Source organism: Stenotrophomonas sp. FW305-3-2-15-E-LB1 (assembly GCF_058787375.1).
The window spans coordinates 67,684-87,139 of record NZ_JBYSZR010000015.1; the positions used below are offsets into that span (position 1 = coordinate 67,684).

The following is a 19,456-nucleotide window of genomic DNA, read 5'->3' on the forward strand; positions in this document are numbered from 1 at the left end:
AACCGAAGCATAACAAGTGGGGATCCAACCGAAATGCGCACCGCCAATCGCCAGATCAAGCCAAGCCGCGTCCCATTGACCCTCGCCGTCCTCGCATGCCTGCAGGCCGCGCCCGTCTTTGCCCAGGAAGCGGAACCGCAGCAGCCGACGACCACGTCGAGCAGCGCGTCCAAGAACGCCACTAACCTGGATGCCATCAGCGTCACCGGTTCGCTCATCAAGCGCCCGGAGTACGAAACCACCTCGCCGGTGCAGGTCATCTCGATCGAAAAGGGCATCGCCTCCGGTCAGTTCGACACCGCTGACTTCCTGCAGACCTCGGCGATCGCCGCTGGCTCGACCCAGATGAACAACCAGTTCGGCGGCTTCGTCGTCGAAGGCGGCACCGGCGTGCAGACCGTCTCGCTGCGTGGCCTGGGCGCCAACCGCACCCTGGTCCTGCTCGACGGCCAGCGCCCCGGCCCGGCCGGTACCCGCGGCCAGGTCGGCTCATTCGACCTGAACGTGATTCCGCAGGCCATCCTGCAGCGCATTGAAATCGTGAAGGACGGCTCGTCCTCCATCTACGGCTCGGACGCTCTGGCCGGCGTGGTCAACCTGATCACCAAGAAGAGCATCGACCGCCCGGAGATGACCTACTCGATGAGCGTTCCGCAGCACGGCGGCGGCGAGCAGTTCTCTGCCTCGATCGCCAACGGCTGGAACTTCGAGAAGGGCAGCATCGTTGCTGCGGCCCAGTGGGACCGCCTGAACGCCCTGACCGTGGGCGACCGTGACTTCTTCTCCTGCGCCCAGGACATGGTGTGGGGCACTGACGGCAAGCGTATCGACCGCGAGGATCGTTCGATCCTGGCCGGCACCGACCTGGCAGGCTGCAGCACCGGCAACCTGTACGCCAATACCATCATCAACTACAACAACTCGGCGATCCGCTACGTGCCCTCGCCCGATGGCAGCACTGTCGGTCCGTTCCCGGGCTACCGCCCGCGTCCGCGCCCGACCCCCACCTACGCCAACGGTGGTACGGCCTATTACGAGGACGTGCTGAACTACCCGTTCTACCATGACCAGGAAGTGATCAACCAGCGCGAACGCGCCACGCTGTACGCCGCCACCGATTTCAGCTTCGACAGCTTCAACTGGAAGACGCAGTTCCTGTACAACCGCCGCGAGACCAAGGCGCACTCCTGGCGCCAGTTCTTCCCGATCGTGTACAGCGAAGCGGCCGATGACCTCTTCCAGGTCATCATGCCGTTCCCGAGCGACCAGAAGATCACCGTCGACTACTTCTACGGCACCACCAAGTTCGATGGCCAGTTCAAGTCCACCGAGAGCTGGGCCTGGGAAATCAATGCCGGCTACAGCCGCTCGAGCGGCGATTACGGTGCGCTGGCCATCGATGCGACGCGCACGGGTGATCTGTCCTACGACAACAGCGGCGACATGCCGGTTGACTACTTCAACGCCGGCTTCCTGAGCGGCCAGCGCATGGACGAGCTGGTGAACGCGATCGGCCGGTACCACACTGGCAACACCGTGTACGAACAGACCAGCGCGAACGCCATCCTCAGCGGCAACCTGTTCACCCTGCCGGCCGGCGACGTCGCCTCGGCCTTCGGCGTCGAGTTCCGCAAGTACAAGATCAACGACACCCCGTCGGAGTTCTCGCGCTCGGGCAACATCTGGGGTTCCAGCACCGCCGACATCACCAAGGGCACCGACAAGGTGAAGGAAGCCTTCGCCGAAGTGGACGTGCCGCTGCTGAAGGGCATTCCGGGCATCGAATCGCTGTCGGTCAACCTGTCCGGCCGCGTGTTCGAATATGACTCCGTGTCGGGTTCGGACAAGGTCTGGAAGACCGGCGTGAACTGGCAGATCGTCCCCTCGCTGCGCGTCCGCGGCACCATGGGCACCTCCTACCGTGCGCCGGGCCTGTATGAGCTGTACCTGGGCAACCAGACCGGCTTCCTGGCCCAGAACCAGATCGACCCCTGCATCCTGTGGGGCGACAGCAACAACGACTTCCTGCGCGCCAACTGCGGTGCGGCTGGCATTCCGGAAACCTACGCAGGCGGCGGTGGCAGTGCCACCATCTATTCCGGTGGCGGCGCGGGCCAGCTGAAGCCGGAAACCTCCAAGGCCAAGACCCTGGGCTTGGTGTGGACCCCGACCTTCGCCAACCTGAACATCGCGCTGGACTACTTCGACTACGACGTGCGCGGCGAAATCACCCAGCTTGACGAATACGACATCGTGTTCGGCTGCTACGGTTCGGCCGTGTACCCGAACTCGTTCTGCAACAACCTGGTGCGCAACAGCCCGACCGATCCGGCCAACCCGAACCAGATCACCACCATCTACAACCAGTACGTGAACATCAACCGCGAGCGTACCCGCGGCTACGACCTGCAGATCAACTACGACAACGACTTCGCCTTCGGCAAGTTGTCCGCCGAAGCGCAGGTCACCTACACGCTGGAAGACACCTACCAGCTGTTCGACTCGGCAGCTGACAGCGGCTTCACCACCTCCGACCAGGTGGGCTACATCGGCCGTCCGAAGACCGTCGGCCTGGCCAGCGTGAGCCTGGAGCGCGGTGACTGGGCCTTCAACTGGCAGGGTGTCTACAACAGCAGCACGCAGAACAAGGATCTGGACCGGACCTTCACCTACTCCGGCTACCAGAACGCAACGCGCGACATCAAGGCCGGCTGGCAGTTCCGCCACAACGTCTCGGTGGCCTACAACATGGACGACTGGAGCCTGATGGTCGGCGTGCGCAACCTGTTCGACAAGGCACCGGACCTGATTTCCAACACCGCCGGTACCCGCTACGGCAACACCCCGCTGTACGCATCGCAGTACGACTGGTACGGCCGTACGTTCTTCGCCCGGGTTTCCTACAAGTTCTGACCGGCGACAACGTCAACATGAAAAGGGCGGCTTCGGCCGCCCTTTTCTTTTGTCTTCAGCCCGGCAGCCGACGCGCGGACAGACGCCCGAGACGCCAGCTTGCGCAAAGCCCACGCCACTTCTGCGCAAAGCTTCGCTTAATCCCCTATTCATCTCTATTGTTGGCTTACAGACGTAACCATCACAACTGAGACTAAGCCACTGTATTTGTTGCAATTTGATGAACAACTGGGACACGCAACGCGTCAATGCGTGATGGAAACATGCATTTCTCGTTAAGACCGTGTTAGGTTCGAGGCGAGTCAGGACGACACATGAACGCACACAGAACTACGGCACGGAAGCCAGCATTCACATCCATTAGGGGGTTTCACGCATGACGATTCACCGCACGCCCGGTCGCCACCCGCTGACCTGCGCCCTGCTGGCCGGCCTGATGGCCGCCGCTGCAGCACCGGCCTTCGCCCAGGACGCCGAGTCCACCGGCAACAGGGCCGTCGACCTGGACAAGGTCACCGTCACCGGCTCGCGTATCGCGCGTACCGGTTTCGTCACCCCGTCGCCGGTCACGGCCATCTCGGCCGAGGAAATCCGTGGCACCGGCGCGGTGAACATCGGTGACCTGATGGCAAAGATGCCGCAGCTCACCCCGACCTACACCATGGGCAACTCGACCCGTTTCATCGGCACCGCCGGTCTGGGCCTGATGGATCTGCGTGGCATGGGCACCGCACGCACCCTGGTGCTGGTCAACGGTCGCCGCCACGTGGGCGCCAGCCCGGGCTCCACCGCCGTGGACGTCAACACCATCCCGGTCGAGTGGATCGAGCGCGTTGAAGTGATCACCGGTGGTGCGTCCGCCGTGTACGGCGCCGATGCGGTTGCCGGCGTGGTCAACTTCATCATGAAGAAGAAGTTCGATGGCTTCGAACTGCGCGCCCAGCGCGGCGCGGCATCGGAAGGCAGCTTCGACCGTTCCTTCATCAGCTTCTCCGGCGGCAAGGACTTTGCCGACGGCCGCGGCAGCGCCGCCATCGCGATGGAGTACAGCACCCAGGGCCGCTACGGCCGTGGTGATCGCGCGATCGGCCGTGAGTTCCTGACCACGGTCAACAACCCGAACTATGACGCCAGCAAGCCGCCGAGCGAAAGCAACCCGCAGACCATCCTGCAGGGTCCGGGCGGCAACCATGCGCTGTCCTACGGCGGCACGTTCACCCTCGGCGCATTCCGCGCTGACGGTTCGAACCGCTATGTGTTCAACCCCGATGGCACGTTCCGCAAGAACCGCTATGACGGCACGATCGTCAGCGCGAACACCTGTACGAACTGCGATTTCGCCGATCTGAATGCCGTCGCGGATCTGGAGCCGGCGTTCAACCGCTTCAGCTTCAACACCGCCGTCAACTTCGATCTGAACGACGACCACCGCCTGTTCTTCGAAGGCAAGTACACCAAGACCGAATCGGAGTTCTTCGGCCAGCCGACCTTCGACCAGGTGGGTACCGCGCGCGCCCTGCGCATCCAGCGCGACAATGCCTACGTGACCCCGGAGCTGGGCGCCCTGATGGACGCGAACGGCCTGAGCACCCTGCTCGTGTCGCGCTTCAACGTTGATTCCGGCCGCCGCGGCGAGAACGTCGAGCGCTCCACCGCACGTGCCGTGCTGGGCCTGGAAGGCAACCTGGGCGCCGACTGGACCTACGAGGCTTCGGCCAACTTCGGCCAGACCACCATCGACCGCATCAACTTCAACAACCGCATTGAAGAGCGTTGGCAGGCCGGTCTGGATGCCGTCATCAATCCGGCCAATGGCCAGATCGTCTGCCGCTCGACGCTGAACCCCAACGCCGTCAACCCGTATACCGGCCGCGCCTACTCGGCCGCCCTGGTCGCCGGCTGCGTTCCGTTCAACGTGATGGGCAACGGCAAGGTCAGCCCGGAAGCAGCTGCATGGTTCAACACCAACTCGCTGAACCAGTCCAAGCTGAAGCAGCAGGTGTTCAGCGCCTCGGTGGCCAACGGCTCGCTGTTCTCGCTGCCGGCCGGTGACATGGGCATCGCAGCAGGCGTGGAGTACCGCAAGGAACAGAGCCAGGAAAACACCGATCCGCTGTCGGCGATGGGCCTGACCTTCCTGAACGCCATCCCGAGCCGTGGTGGCGAGTACGACACCAAGGAAGCCTTCGTGGAAACCTCGGTGCCGCTGCTGGCCGACATCCCGGGCATCCGCCGCCTGAACCTGGATCTGGCCGGTCGTTACTCGGACTACAGCACCATCGGCGAAACCAAGACCTGGAACGTCGGCCTGGATTGGGAAGTGCTGAGCTCCCTGCGCTTCCGCGCCAGCCTGGCCAAGGCCGTCCGCGCCCCGAGCATCGGCGAGCTGTTCAACCCGCAGTCGCAGAACTTCGCGACCATCAACGACCCCTGCAACACGCTGTCGACCAACTCGAACCGTCCGAGCACCGCGAAGGACCCGGCACTGCGTGCAGCCAACTGCGCCGCGCTGGGCATCCCGAGCAACTGGGTGGACACCTACACGGCGACCCGCCCGGGCGTCAGCGGCGGCAACCCGGACCTGAAGCCGGAACGCTCCAAGTCGGTGACGATGGGCTTCGTGTGGCAGCCTGAGTTCCTGGACGGCTTCGGCATGTCGATGGACTACTGGCGCATCACGCTGGAAGACGCGATCGGTTCGGTGACCGCGCAGACCAACGCAACCCGTTGCGTTGACTCGCCCGGCGGCGTGCAGAACAACTCGTTCTGCGACATGGTGGTCCGCGCCAGCGGCACCGCAGGCACCCCGTACAGCATCATCGGCTGGACCGCGCTTGCCGAGAACCTGGCCAAGTCCCGCCGCGTCGGCGTCGACGTGGAAATGGACTACCGCTTCCAGCTGGCAGGCGGCAACACCACCCTGCGCCTGGTCGGTACCCGCCTGATCCAGTCGCGTGAGTGGGCCTTCCAGGCGTTCCCGGATGAGTTCACCGAGTACGTCACCTACTACAGCGATCCGCGCTGGCGCGGCCAGTTCAACGTCAACTATGACCTGGGCAACTTCCGCGCGAAGTGGGACATGATCTACGTCGACGGCAACCTGCGCGTGACCCCGGACAGCTACAAGTCCAACCCGGGTTCGCAGAGCCCGATCCGCAACCCGTCGTACCTGTACCACAACATGCAGGTCGGCTATAAGATCGCGGACTCCGGCGTGGAGGTCTACCTGGGCGTGGACAACGTGTTCGACAAGGATCCGCCGGTGAACTACTTCGGCACCGATCTGGGCTCGTCCTACTACGACATGGTCGGCCGTTATGCCTACGTGGGCGTGACCTACAAGTTCTGATCCCGTCAGGACCGCAATACCCCGACAGGCCCGGCTTTTGCCGGGTCTGTCTTTTTATGGGCCCCGCCCGGCCCTTGCACCCGGCCATGACCTTCGACACCCTTGCAGGGCGGGCCAGCGGCGTATCGTTCGGCCCACGGCCGCCCCAAACGGCCCTTCCCTGAATCACTCGGCCTGGAGGCCATTCAAGTGACCCGTACTCCCAAGATCGTGCTGCTGACCCTGGCCGTTTCGGCCGCGCTGGTCGGCTGCGGCAAGACCGACACCCCGGCAAAGGACGCCACCGCCTCCACGCCGGCCGCCACTGACCAGGCCACCACCTACAAGCTGGACGAGGCCAAGCTGCCGGCCTACAACGCCTTCCAGGCCAGTGACCTGGACAGCGCGATGGACGCCTGCGGCGCCTTTGGCGACTACGTCAACAGCAAGTGGCTGGCCGCCAATGAGATTCCGGGCGACCGCACCAGCTGGGGCGCCTTCACCATCCTCGACGAGCGTTCGGTGGCCGTGCAGCACCAGCTGGCCGAGCAGCTTGCCCAGGTCAAGAACCCGAACCACATCGAGAAGATCGTCGGCGACCTGTGGGCCACCGGCATGGACGAAGCCAAGATCAACGCCCAGGGCATCGAGCCGCTGAAGGCTGACCTGGCCGCCATCGACGGCCTGCAGGACAAGGCCGCCATCGCCGATTACCTGCGCACCAGCGCAGCCAAGGGCGACAACGTCCTGTTCGGCTTCGGCGCCGAAGCGGACTTCAAGAACTCGGCCATGAACATGGCCTACGCCAGCCAGGGCGGCCTGGGCCTGCCGGACACCACCTATTACACCGACACCAAGAACGCCGACAAGCTGAAGGCCTACCAGGCGCACGTCGCCAAGGTGCTGGAACTGTCGGGCGTGGCCGCTGCCGATGCCGCCAAGCAGGCCGAGGACGTGGTCAAGTTCGAGACCCGCCTGGCCAAGGCTTCCAAGTCGCGCGTCGACCTGTCGCGCAACGTCGAGCTGTTCTACAACCCGGTCACCCTGGCCGACGCCGACAAGCTGACCCCGAACTTCAGCTGGACCGAGTTCTTCAAGTCGCAGGGCGTTGCCGCACCGGAGAAGTTCTCGCTGGCCATGCCGGCCTTCCACGAGGAAGTGAGCAAGGCACTGGGCGACACCGATCCGTCGGTCTGGCGCGCCTACCTGCGCTTCCACACCGTTGATGGCGCCTCGCCGTACCTGGCCGACGCCTTCGTGCAGGAGAACTACGAGTTCTACGGCAAGACCCTCAATGGCCAGAAGGAGCAGAAGCCGCGCTGGAAGCGCGTGCTGGGCACCATCGAGAACGATGCCGGCGAAGCCTTCGGCCAGCTGTACGTGAAGGTCGCCTTCTCGCCGGAAGCCAAGGCGAAGATGGAAGAACTGGTGAAGAACCTGGCCGCGTCGCTGAAGGAACGCATCCAGGGCCTGAGCTGGATGAGCGACGAGACCAAGGCCAAGGCCATCGCCAAGTGGGAAACCTTCACCCCGAAGATCGGTTACCCGGACAAGTGGCGTGACTGGGCCGGCCTGCAGACCCAGCGCGACAGCTACCTGGGCAACGTGCGCGCCGCCAACGAGTTCAACTACAAGTTCAACCTGTCCAAGGTCGGCAAGCCGGTGGACAAGACCGAGTGGGGCATGACCCCGCAGACGGTCAACGCCTACTACAACCCGCTGCAGAACGAGATCGTGTTCCCGGCTGCCATCCTGCAGCCGCCGTTCTTCGACCCGAAGGCCGACGACGCGCTGAACTACGGCGGCATCGGCGCAGTGATCGGCCACGAAATGACCCACGGTTACGACGACCAGGGCGCACGCTTCGGGCCGACCGGCAACCTGGAAGACTGGTGGACCCCGGCTGACAAGAAGAACTTCGAAGGCCTGACCGGCAAGCTGGTCAAGCAGTTCGACCAGTACAAGGTCGACGGCCAGGCCGTGAACGGCCACCTGACCCTGGGCGAGAACATCGCCGACCTGGGTGGCCTGGCCACCGCCTACGACGCCCTGCAGAAGGCCACCGCCGGCAAGGAAGATCCGAAGGTCGACGGCTTCACCCGCGACCAGCGCTTCTTCTTCAACTGGGCCACCGTGTGGCGCACCAAGTACACCGCTGAAAACGCCAAGGTCCGCCTGGCCACCGACCCGCACGCCCCGGCGCAGTTCCGCGCCATGGGTGCGCCGTCGAACCTGCCGACCTTCGCCGCTGCATTCCAGTGCAAGGCCGGCTCGCCGATGGCCCGCACCGGCGACCAGCAGGTGGTGATCTGGTAAGCCGCGGCTGACGCCAAGGCAGACCCTCGAAGGCCCGGGATTTCCCGGGCCTTTTTTTGTGCAGCACCCGCCCGGCGGATGTGACGTGGCGCATGCATCCCGTGCCCATGCCACACACCCCGGTAGCGCCGGGCCATGCCCGGCGGATGTGACGTGACGCATGCATCCCGTGCCCATGCACGGCTTGCTATAGTTCGCCCGCCCTCAATCCATCACGGATTCGTTCTACATGCCCAATTTCCGTCCGCTTGCCGTCGCCCTGGGTATCAGCCTGGCGACCCTGGTCCCGACCCACGATGCGTTCGCCGCCAAGAAGAAGGCCGTGCGCGCCCCGGCCGTCAGCGCCCAGTGCAGCGATTTCTACGATGCCACCAACGCGGACTGGCTGAAGGCCAACCCGGTGCCGCAGTCCGGCGCCGCCACCGCACTGGGCCAGCTGGTCGACCGCAGCCGCCAGCAGCAGCGTGAACTGCTGGACGCCTCGATGAAGGCGCCGCAGGGCAACGTGCAGAAGCTGCTGGGCGACTTCTGGGCCAGCGGCCTGGACGAAGCCGCGGTGGAAGCCGATGGCTCCAACCCGATCGCCCCGCTGCTGACCCGCATCAATGCGATCAAGAAGGCCAAGGACGTGCCGGCCTCGATCGCCGCGCTGCACCAGGTCGGCATCCCGGTGGCCTTCAACTTCGGCCCGGACGTGGACCTGAAGGCGCTGGACCGCCACATCGGCTACTTCATGCAGGGCGGCATGGGCCTGCCCGACCCGGCGTTCTACACCCGTACCGACGCCGACACCGTGGCCCTGATGGGCCGCTACCGCAACTACGTCAAGCAGATCCTGGCCCTGACCGGTACCCCGGCAGCCAAGCTGGATGCCGAATCGCAGTCGGTGATCGAACTGGAAACCGAACTGGCCCGCAACGCGCAGTCGCTGGCCGGCATCAACAACCCGTTCAACAACTACGCGCCGATTTCCACCAAGGATCTCAACAGCCGCTACCGCAACCTGCAGCTGGATGCCTTCCTGAAGGTGCAGGGCGTGAACGACGACCTGGTCTCGCTGGCTGACCCGGGCCTGTTCAAGCAGCTCGACACCATGGTCACCAAGCTCAAGCCGGAACAGTGGAAGGCTTACCTGCGCTGGCGCGTGGGCGACTCGATGGCGCCGTACCTGTCCAAGGCCTACCGCGACGCCGAGTTCGAGTTCCGCGGCCGCGTGCTGCGTGGCCAGACCCTGCCCGCGCAGCGCTGGGAAAGCGTCCTGGATGCCATCAACGTGGCCGCCGGCCCGATGGTCGGCCGCGAGTACGCCGCCCGCCACCTGTCCGCCGAAGACCGTCGCCAGGCGGCGTGGATCGTCGACAAGGTGCGTGAAGTGCAGATCGAGGCGGTCAAGAACAGCACCTGGATGAGCGCCGAGGCCAAGGCCGAAGCCCAGGCCAAGCTGGGCGCGCTGAAGATCGAGATCGGCACCCCGCTGCGCGACCTGGACTACACCGTGCAGCCGATGGGCCGTGGCTCGTTCGGCGGCAACATGCTGATCGCTTCGACCTGGCGCCACCGCGAGGAAATGAAGCGCATCGGCAAGGGCAACGCCGACCGCCGCTGGGACGTGCTGCCGCAGCAGCCGTCGCTGGCCTACGACCTTGCGCAGAACCGCCTGATCGTCACCGCCGCCATCCTGCAGGGCCCGGTGTTCAACGCCAAGGCCGATGCCGCCGACAAGTTCGGCAGCTTCGGTGGCCTGGTCGGCCACGAACTGAACCGTGCCATCGATGCCAAGGGCGCGCTGGTCGATGCCAAGGGTGAACTGCGCAGCTGGTGGACCCCGGCCGACAAGACCGCCTGGACCCTGCTGGGCAGCCGCGTGGCCGCGCAGTACGGCGCCTACGAATTCCCCGGCGTGAAGGGCGCCAAGGTCAACGGGACGCTGACCCAGGAAGAGAACCTGGCCGACATCGCCGGCCTGGAACTGGCCTGGGCGGCCTACACCGCGCAGGAGCCGAAGGCCAAGCCGGCGCAGCAGCAGGGCTTCTTCCGCGCCTGGGCTGCACTGTGGCCGCAGCAGCTGTCGCCGAACGAAGCCGCTCGCCGCCTGACCGCCGACATCCGTGCACCGGGCCGCTGGCGCACCAACGGCCCGCTGGCGAACCTGCCGGCGTTCGGCGCGACGTTCAGCTGCAAGGCCGGCCAGCCGATGCAGCGCACCGACGCCGAGCAGATCAAGGTCTGGCGCTGACCACGAGCGTGGTGCAGTAACGGAGAAGGCGCCGCAGGGCGCCTTTTTCGTGGGCGGTGCCCGCACATAAAAAGACCCCGGCAGATGCCGGGGTCAAACGTCCTACTGAAAGAGAGCGGGTTTTACATCAAAAGTCGTAGGACGCACTCAGGCGCACCGAACGCGGCGCGGTGTAGAAGGTGCCGATACCGTAGGTATTGGAAATCGTGTGCTGGCCCGATTCATACGACGGATCGGACTGGACCGCACGGCGCTGGTTGAGCACATTGAACACGTCCAGGCCGAATGCCAGCTTGTGGTCGGCAAAGGCCGGGCGGTACATCACGCCCAGGTCGAAGCGGTAGGTCCACGGCTGGCGGCCGGCATCACCCGGGCGCGACGGCTCGCCGTTGCAGTAGTGGTACGACGATTCATAGCCGATCGGATCGCTGCCATCGGCACCGTAATAGCCCAGGCAGCTCTTCGGCATGCCCGAGGTGACACGCAGGGTGGCCGACGCCGTCCACTCATCGTTGAACTGGTACGCGCCATAGCCCTTCAGCTGGTGGCGACGGTCGTTGGCGAGGTAGCCACCGGCGTACTCCATCAGGTAGTAGGAATCCCAGTCCTGGGTCTTGGCCGCTTCATCCTGGCCGATGTCCGACTTGACCTGGCCTTCGGTGTTGCCGTAGCTGCGCGACCAGGTGTAATCCAGGCGGCCGTACCACTTGTCACTCAGCGGATGTTCGATGAACAGATCGACTGCAACGTAGCTGCGCTTGGCCTTGTTGCCGTTGTAGCCCCAGTCCGACGAGCTCATCTGCACCGGCGTGTAACCCGAGCCATCGCTGTGCTTGACCATGAAGGTGTTGGTCTTGCCCGGGTTGAAGATCACGCAGCCCGGCACTTCCAGGCCGTCCGTATCAACGCCCATCGCATCGAGCTTCGCGTAGATCTGGTCGGAGTCGCAGGTATCGTCGATGGCGGTCTGCAGGCGACGGTAGGTGAACTTCGCACCCGTGTTCCAGGACGAGCCCAGGGTCTTCTCGAAGCCCATGATGAACTCATCCTGGTACTGCGACTTCAGGTCGGTCGGTGCAACCGACAACGGATCGGGCGCAACGCCGTACTCGTTGTTGGTCGATACCGGGCCCGGGCCCAGTGCGGTCAGGTCGGTCGGGTTGCCGTTGGCATCGATGCCACCGTAGGTGAAGTACTCACGGGTATAGGTCGATGCCGATGCGCCACGGATGGCCACGCTGTTGGGCAGGGCCAGGTAGTAGCGGCCGAGGTTGGCGAACACCTTCATCGACGAATCACCAAAGACATCCCAGCTGGCGCCCAGGCGCGGGGCCCACTGGTCACCACTTTCAACGTAGGCAATGGCCGAGCTGTTGTAGTTGGTGAACTTGTCGTTGCGCAGGCCCAGGGTCAGCAGCCAGTTCGGGCTGACCTGCCAGCGGTCTTCCAGGTAGTAGGCCTTCTGTTCCACCGACATGCTGGTGGTGGTGGAGAAGATGTACTTCTGCACGTAGTAGCCATCACCACCCGGAGCGGCGACGTCGAACGCCGGCGCCGGCGAAGAACCCGGTGCGATGCGCGAATAGATCCAGGCGTAACCCGGGCCGGTCATCGCCTGCCCTTCGTTGTGGCCCTGGTAGGTCATGTTGTCGATACCGGCGGTCAGCTCATGGCTGCCGATGCGGTACTGCAGGTCCACGCGCAGGCCGCGGGTCTTGCTGCCCGCGTCCAGCGACTTGGTGTACAGCGCGGTCTGGTCGTTGCGGATCGGCGTACCGCCGGTGATCGACGGATCCTGGCTGGTCGGTCCACTGATGTAGGGATTGCCCGAATCCTGCGGATTGGATTCCAGGTTGGTTTCCTTGCTGCGGCCCCACACGGCGCTCAGGGTCAGGTCATCGGTCAGGTACCCGGTGTACTTGAAGATGTCGAACTCGTCCTTGAGCTTGGTCGTGTTGGCGAAGGTACCAGTGCGCTCGCCTTCGCTCATCGTGTCGTAGTCGAACTCGCGGTAGTAGCTGCTGTAGCGGTCCGTGTTCTGCAGCCGGGTGTATTCCAGCGTGTTGCTGTCGTTGATGTTCCAGTCGATCTTGCCGTAGAACTTGGGCGTATCGGTGGTGTAGTGGCTGCGGATCTGCTGTGCGGCTTCGGCAGCACTGGTGGACACGCCCTCGTTGCGATCCTTCTCGGCGGCAAGATGGATGAACAGGCGATCCTCGATCAGCGGGCCGCTGACATAGCCGCTGTAGGTGGTGCGGGTTGCCGTGTCACCCTTGCGCGAGCGGTACAGGGAGCCGGCCACCGTGCCGGTATCGTCCTCGAGTTCGAGACCCGGCGGCGCGGTGTGGTTGGGGTAGTAGATGTCGCGCGGCGATTCGGCCAGCGAATCGGGCGACCAGGTGGTCTGGAAGCCGAACTTCCACTCATTGGTACCGCGCTTGCCGAGCTGGTTGATCACGCCGCCGGTGGAACGGCCGTAGCCCGCGCCGTAGCCACCCATGAAGGTTTCCTGCTGGTCGATCGAGCCATACGGCAGGCTGACACCGCCCATTGCATTGAGCGGATTGGTCGCGTTGAAGCCGTTCAGGTAGTACGCGTTCTCGGTGACACTGGAGCCGCCGAACGACAGCACCGAGCGCGAACCATTGGAGAACTCGCCACTGCCGGCGACGACGCCTGGCGCGAGCAGGGCGATCGCTTCGGCGCTGCGACCCAGCGGCAGGACATCGAGCTGTTCGGAGGTGATGACCGACTTGGAGACCGTGTTGGTCACGTCGATCTTCGGGATGTTGGCCGCAGTGACGTTCACTGCATCGAGGTTGGTGGCACCGCCGCTGGCGGACTGGCCAAAGGAGACTTCCGTGCCTACGCCGACCTTCAGCAGCACGTTGTCGCGTTGCTCTACCACCTGCCCGTCACGCTCGAGGGTGATGGAGTACCGGCCCACCGGCAGCGAACCCAGGTTGTAGCGGCCGTTTGCATCGACGTTCGCGCTGCGCTTGAGGCCCGAGTCGCTCTGTACGACGACCGTGGCGCCTGCGGCGGCCGGGGCGTTGCCGTACAGGGAACCGGTGGTGCTCTGCGCCGCGGCGGCGCCGATGAAGGAGGTCAGGACAGCGGCAAGTGCCGTGCGCTTCAGCCGGATGGCCGTCTTGCTATAGGTCATGAAAATTCCTTGTTCCGTGAAAAGACACACTCGTTTTTCAGACTCGCTGCATCAGCGTTTCATCTTCGTAGCAGCTGAACAGAATATTAATTTCATAAAAGTTTAACTTGCAAGGGTTGATAGCAAATATTTTATCTTGTTGATTTAATTGACTTTTTCTTGATACAAAAGAAAACAATTGTTTACATTCCATTCAACTGAGACTTTTGCGGGCATTTTTGACCGCTTATCGACGGCGGTATTCGAGAGAATCCGCGCCGCGAATCCGGGATATTCGAAAGGTTTACTGAGTTAATGCTTTCGGTTTCATCGATTCCCCGGGAACGAAGTACCGCGACGGAAAAAGGCGCCGTAGCCCCATGCAGGCAGGACTGCGAAAGAAGGCCCGACGGCGATCAGGGCCAGGCCAACCCGTGCGAAGAGAGAGCCGCTGTCCGCGTGGGACTGACCAGGAGATATATGCACGGCGAAACCCTGCGAGTCAGTGCCTCGCCCCTCGGCAAACCGGGTTGGATGCGCCACGCCGCACGCCCCAGCGCGCACCGGAGCTCACGCCATGCGATTGAAAACCCTGGAGAAAAAGCGAACCGTGGACACGATCAGGGTCATGCTCAAACCGATGCATGACGGGCAGCATGCGTCACGCCAGCACAGCACAAGCGCGACGGCCAAAGCAGGAAGCGACAGCGCTTGGTTCCGATTGCGACACGCCCGATGCAGGCACGCCTGCATCAGTGCCCCTCACCCTGGTTCCAGCGTTCCCCGGTAGTGCACGATGCGTCCGACCAGCGGCGCACCGATCTCGACATCGAACACGAAACGCCCGTCCACTTCCGACTCGAAGCTGTTCTCACCCGGCAGCAGCGCGCGTGGCAGCGGAATGCCGAGCAGCGACCAGCGGCGCGGTACCAGCTGCAGCCGGCCGCCCTCGACCACGACGGCCAGGGCCACCGACACCGCACCGAAACGCTCGACCAGCAGCGCCTCGTTGCGGCCGCACCCTTCGGTCTGCAGCGAGGAAAAACGGCGGCCGGCAAACGTGCGCGTCCAGCGCTCGCCACCGGCTTCCGGCGTGAACTCAACGCTGACCGGTACCTGCTCGCCCGCCGCCGGAAAACCAAACAGCGCACCCAGCAGACGCGACATCAGGCCTCGGCCGCGCTGCACCCGCGCCCTGCCCTGCCAGCACCGCGCCGCGCCGGGCGCATGCAGCGCCTGCACGGCCGCTGGCAGCCGCGCATAGGCGTCACCCAGCACGCGCTGGTACAGGCTGGCGCCGGGCATGTCGTGGCGGAAGCCGGTATGGATGCTGCGGCCGGCAAACAATCGATCGTAGTCGGCCAGCTCCAGCGCGTGCGTCGCGGGGCGCGCACCCGGCGCTGGCCGCTCGCCGAGGAGCTGCTTGCGGATCAGCGCTTCGATGGCCATCGATGGAATGTAGGGGCCATCATCGGCCTCGGCCAGCAGGTGCCAGCTCTGGCGTAGCGGCGCACCGTCACGCACTCCGACCGCGCGCACGATCATGCCGCCGCGATGCTCGCCAAACTTCATCAGGTTCAGCACGGTGTAGAACAGCTGCGAGCACGGTTCCAGCGATGGCAGGCGCAGTCGTTGGCGGGCCTTGGCCAACAGGTTGAGGATGCGGTGCAGGACTTCCGGCACCGGACCGGCGCCGATCCAGATATCGGTGAGCGTCGGGTGTTCCGGCGGCAGCACCTGCAGGTCGGGCACGTCCACCAGCGAGAAATGCAGGTTGCGCAGCGGTATCCGGCCCGGCACCGCGACAGTGAAGCGGCGGCTCTCGGCCAGGCCCACGCCGTGGCTGTCACGCCCACCACGGCGCAGCTTCACCGGCGCGCCGGCATAGCCCACCACCGCGCGCATCACGTTCAGGCCGATGCCCGCATACGGTGACGGCGCGATGCCGCCTTCCACGCTGAGGATGTCCATGCGCGTGGCCATCACCCGCAGCACCGCAGCGGTCAGCACCGGGAAGCTGCTGACCCCGGACAGCACGTAGACGCCGGCCGCCCGCGCCTGCGCATCGAACTGCGGAACACCCGAAACGAAATCTGCCGCGTCGGCAAAGTCCAGATAATCGATGCCGGCGGCGATGCAGGCTTCGATGGCCGCATAGCGCTGGCTGCCGTAATCCTGGAAGGGGCCGGATGCATCGACCACCAGGCCGGGCCGTTCGGCCTGCAACGTCGGCGCCAGCTGCTGCCGGTCCACCCGCAAGGGCCGCAGCGTGGATTGGCCGCGGTACGCCAGGCAGAACGCCTCGGCCGCCGCCAGGGTGCGCCCGGCCACCAGCAGCTCCAGCTGCGGCAGATCCGCCAGCAACTGCACCAGGCGCCCTCCAAATACACCATATCCGCCCAGGATCAGGATCTTCACGCATCGTCCTTGTCGTGCTGCCATGGAGGGAACTGCTCTCCCGCAGGATGGTAGCGCGGTTCTGCAGTGCAGCACGATCCGGCATTAACACCGCCCGTGCTATCGCTGCGCCTTCGCCCGCTGCGGAGCCGCTCATGGCCATCAGGAACATCATCTGCGTGTGGTACGACAAGGATGCGCTGGAGGCCGCCACCTTCTACGCCAACACCTTCCCCGACAGCGCGGTGACCGCCGTCCACCACGCACCCGGGGACTACCCGGCCGGCCAGGAAGGCGCCGTGCTCACCGTCGAGTTCACCGTCTGTGGCGTGGCCTGCGTCGGCCTCAATGGCGGCCCGGCCTTCAAGCACAACGAAGCGTTCTCGTTCCAGATCCAGACCACCGACCAGGCCGAAACCGATCGCCTGTGGAATGCCATCGTCGGCGATGGCGGCCAGGAAAGCGACTGCGGCTGGTGCAAGGACCGCTGGGGCGTGTCCTGGCAGATCAGCCCGCGCATGCTGATCGAGGCGGTGACCAGCACGGACAAGGCGCTGGCCAAGCGCGCCTTCAACGCGATGATGCCGATGAAGAAGATCGACATCGCCACCATCGAAGCGGCGATCGCCCAGGCATGAGCCAGTGGGATGCCATCATCGTCGGCGGCGGCCACAACGGGCTGGTGTCTGCGGCCTACCTGGCGCGAGCGGGAAAGAAGGTGCTGGTGCTGGAGCGCCGCGACCTACTGGGCGGAGCGGCGGTTACCGAGGAGTTCCATCCCGGCTTCCGCAACTCGGTGGCGTCCTACACCGTGTCGCTGCTGCAGCCGAAGGTGATCGATGACCTGCAGCTGCATGCCCATGGCCTGCGCATCGTCAACCGGCCGGCCAACAACTTCCTGCCACTGGACGATGGCCGCTACCTGCTGTCGGCACCGGGCCGCACCCAGGCCGAGGTCGCGAAGTTCTCCGCGCGCGATGCACAGCGGCTTCCCGAGTACGAAGCGCGGCTGGAGATCTTCGCCGACGTGCTGCGCGCATGGGCACTGCGTGCGCCACCGGACCTGGGCGTGGCCGGCGGATGGCGCGCCCTGCCCGCGCTCTGGCAGATGGGACGCCTCGGCCGCGAACTGGCCACGCTGGACGCCTCGCTGCGGCAGGAGCTGCTGGACCTGTTCACGCTATCGGCCGCCGAGTATCTGGACCGCTGGTTCGAGAGCGAACCGATCAAGGCGCTGTTTGGCTTCGATGGCATCGTCGGCAATTTCGCCAGCCCGTACACGCCGGGCAGCGCCTACGTGCTGTTGCACCACGTGTTCGGCCAGTGCAATGGCGTGAAAGGTGCCTGGGGCCACGCGATCGGTGGCATGGGCGCGATCAGCCAGGCCATTGCCGCCTCGGCGCGCGACGCCGGCGCCGAACTGCGCGTGGATGCCGGTGTGCGGCGCGTTCTGGTCGAGCAGGGCCGTGCGGCCGGCGTGGAACTGGGCAACGGCGAAACCCTGCGCGCACGCGCGGTGATCGCCAACGTCAATCCCAAGCTGCTCTACGAGCGGTTGCTGGAACCGGCAGAGGTACCGCAGGCGACGCGCGAGCGGATGGCGCAGTGGCGCTGCGGCTCGGGCACGTTCCGGATGAACGTCGCACTGTCACGGCTACCGGATTTCCGCGCCCTGCCCGGCCCCGGCGATCACCTCAGCGCCGGCATCATCATGGCGCCCAGCCTGGAGTACATGGACCGCGCCTGGCTGGATGCGCGCCGCGAGGGCTGGTCGCGCGAACCGATCGTGGAGATGCTGATTCCCAGCACGCTGGACGATTCGCTGGCCCCGCCCGGGCAGCATGTGGCCAGCCTGTTCTGCCAGCACGTCGCGCCGGTGCTGCCCGGCGGGCGGCACTGGGATGATCATCGCGATGAAGTGGCCGACCTGATGATCGCCACGGTCGAGCAGCACGCGCCGGGCTTCGCGGCCAGCGTGCTCGGCCGGCAGGCGCTGTCACCGCTGGACCTGGAACGCACCTTCGGCCTGATCGGCGGCGACATCTTCCACGGTGCGCTCAGCGCCAACCAGCTGTTCTCGGCGCGGCCGATGGTCGGCCAGGCGGGCTATCGCGGTGCGCTGCCGGGGCTGTACCTGTGTGGTTCGGGCACCCATCCCGGCGGCGGCGTGACCGGAGCACCGGGGCACAATGCGGCGCAGGTGGTGTTGCAGGATTTGTGACGGCGTGCCGACCAACGGTCGGCACCCAGAGCATCAAATGATCCGATCCAGAGCGTGCCGACCAACGGTCGGCACCCACAGCGTCAAATGATCCGATCCAGAGCGTGCCGACCAACGGTCGGCACCTACCCGCGTGAAGCGAGGCGCGCTGCGCCTCACTTCACGCTGCGCAGATGGTTCGGGCGCTTCGGTGGGCCGGGCGGGCGGCGCTTGTTGAACGGCGACTGCCCGCGCCAGTAGCGGATCAGCAACCAGCCGAACAGCATGCCGCCCAGATGTGCGAAATGCGCGACGCCCGGCTGCCAGCCGGTCATGCCCAGCACCAGTTCACCCACGCCGAACAGGATCACGAACGTGCGTGCCTTCATCGGAATGGGCGGGAACAGCAGCATCACGCGCTGGTTCGGGAACAACATGCCGTAGGCCAGCAGCAGGCCGAACACACCGCCGGATGCGCCCAGCACCGTGGCCGGGTTCTCCAGCAGCGTACCCACCAGCAACTGGCAGACACCGGCACCGGCCACGCACACCAGGTAGTACAGCAGGAAGCGCTTCTCGCCCCAGGTCTGCTCCAGCGGCGCGCCGAACATGAATACCGCCAGCATGTTGAAGAACAGGTGGCCGAAGCTGCCGTGCAAGAAGCCGTAGGTCAGCAGCTGCCAGGGCTGGAAGTTGCCGCCCGGGGAAAACGCATCGAAGCCCTGCTGCCAGGGCTGCAGCATGAAGGGCTCGAAGGTCTGCATGCCGAGCAGGAACGGCTGCTGCAGCAGGAACAGGATCGCGTTGGCGATCAGCAGGGCCTTGGTGACGGTGGGCAGTCGCGGGAACATGGGAATACCGGCATGGAACGGCCTCCATCATAGCCGCAGCATCACGACAGCGTGGCGACCGCCCCGCCCG

The 19,456-nt window shown here is 65.1% G+C and carries 9 protein-coding genes; 6 read left to right on the forward strand and 3 right to left on the reverse strand.

The features are described 5' to 3' along the window. The first annotated feature begins 33 nt into the window (after positions 1 to 33). From AC3WL7_RS12520 to AC3WL7_RS12535, 4 genes are all read left to right on the forward strand, one after another. Positions 34 to 2,913, forward strand: a complete 2,880-nt coding sequence (locus AC3WL7_RS12520; RefSeq protein WP_492750503.1) for a TonB-dependent receptor domain-containing protein — start codon at positions 34 to 36, stop codon at positions 2,911 to 2,913. A gap of 376 nt (positions 2,914 to 3,289) precedes the next feature. Then, complete coding sequence (locus AC3WL7_RS12525; RefSeq protein WP_313419352.1) at positions 3,290 to 6,262, forward strand: TonB-dependent receptor domain-containing protein; 2,973 nt, start codon at positions 3,290 to 3,292, stop codon at positions 6,260 to 6,262. Positions 6,263 to 6,451: 189 nt separating this feature from the next. Continuing rightward, complete coding sequence (locus tag AC3WL7_RS12530; protein WP_108747114.1) at positions 6,452 to 8,557, forward strand: M13 family metallopeptidase; 2,106 nt, start codon at positions 6,452 to 6,454, stop codon at positions 8,555 to 8,557. A gap of 229 nt (positions 8,558 to 8,786) precedes the next feature. Then, positions 8,787 to 10,793: a M13 family metallopeptidase gene (locus AC3WL7_RS12535; RefSeq protein WP_492750507.1), complete on the forward strand. Its 2,007-nt coding sequence runs from the start codon at positions 8,787 to 8,789 to the stop codon at positions 10,791 to 10,793. A 127-nt stretch (positions 10,794 to 10,920) separates the two neighbouring features. On the opposite strand, the gene AC3WL7_RS12540 is transcribed toward AC3WL7_RS12535, so the two are convergent. Continuing rightward, complete coding sequence (locus tag AC3WL7_RS12540; RefSeq protein WP_492750509.1) at positions 10,921 to 13,959, reverse strand: TonB-dependent receptor; 3,039 nt, start codon at positions 13,957 to 13,959, stop codon at positions 10,921 to 10,923. A 741-nt stretch (positions 13,960 to 14,700) separates the two neighbouring features. After that, positions 14,701 to 16,356, reverse strand: a complete 1,656-nt coding sequence (locus AC3WL7_RS12545) for a saccharopine dehydrogenase family protein (protein ID WP_492750511.1) — start codon at positions 16,354 to 16,356, stop codon at positions 14,701 to 14,703. A 134-nt stretch (positions 16,357 to 16,490) separates the two neighbouring features. On the opposite strand from AC3WL7_RS12545, the gene AC3WL7_RS12550 reads away from it, so the two are divergent. Beyond that, positions 16,491 to 16,973 carry a VOC family protein gene (locus AC3WL7_RS12550; RefSeq protein ID WP_492750513.1) on the forward strand — a complete coding sequence of 161 codons (483 nt, stop codon included), beginning with the start codon at positions 16,491 to 16,493 and terminating at the stop codon, positions 16,971 to 16,973. Further along, the gene (locus AC3WL7_RS12555) at positions 16,970 to 18,556 is read left to right on the forward strand and encodes a phytoene desaturase family protein (protein WP_492750515.1); all 1,587 of its coding nucleotides are present in this window, start codon (positions 16,970 to 16,972) and stop codon (positions 18,554 to 18,556) included. The genes AC3WL7_RS12550 and AC3WL7_RS12555 overlap by 4 nt, the downstream gene beginning before the upstream one ends. Positions 18,557 to 18,711: 155 nt before the next feature. Here the strand turns inward: AC3WL7_RS12555 and AC3WL7_RS12560 are convergent, their stop codons facing one another. Beyond that, positions 18,712 to 19,386 (reverse strand): rhomboid family intramembrane serine protease, encoded by a 675-nt coding sequence (locus AC3WL7_RS12560; protein WP_108747119.1) that lies wholly within the window; start codon positions 19,384 to 19,386, stop codon positions 18,712 to 18,714. Positions 19,387 to 19,456: the final 70 nt, after the last annotated feature.

Coding starts and splice junctions, on each gene's coding strand:
- AC3WL7_RS12540 (WP_492750509.1), bottom strand. CDS start 13,959: ATGACCTATAGCAAGACGGCCATCCGGCTGAAGCGCACGGCACTTGCC.
- AC3WL7_RS12560 (WP_108747119.1), bottom strand. CDS start 19,386: ATGTTCCCGCGACTGCCCACCGTCACCAAGGCCCTGCTGATCGCCAAC.
- AC3WL7_RS12550 (WP_492750513.1), top strand. CDS start 16,491: ATGGCCATCAGGAACATCATCTGCGTGTGGTACGACAAGGATGCGCTG.
- AC3WL7_RS12555 (WP_492750515.1), top strand. CDS start 16,970: ATGAGCCAGTGGGATGCCATCATCGTCGGCGGCGGCCACAACGGGCTG.
- AC3WL7_RS12525 (WP_313419352.1), top strand. CDS start 3,290: ATGACGATTCACCGCACGCCCGGTCGCCACCCGCTGACCTGCGCCCTG.
- AC3WL7_RS12535 (WP_492750507.1), top strand. CDS start 8,787: ATGCCCAATTTCCGTCCGCTTGCCGTCGCCCTGGGTATCAGCCTGGCG.
- AC3WL7_RS12520 (WP_492750503.1), top strand. CDS start 34: ATGCGCACCGCCAATCGCCAGATCAAGCCAAGCCGCGTCCCATTGACC.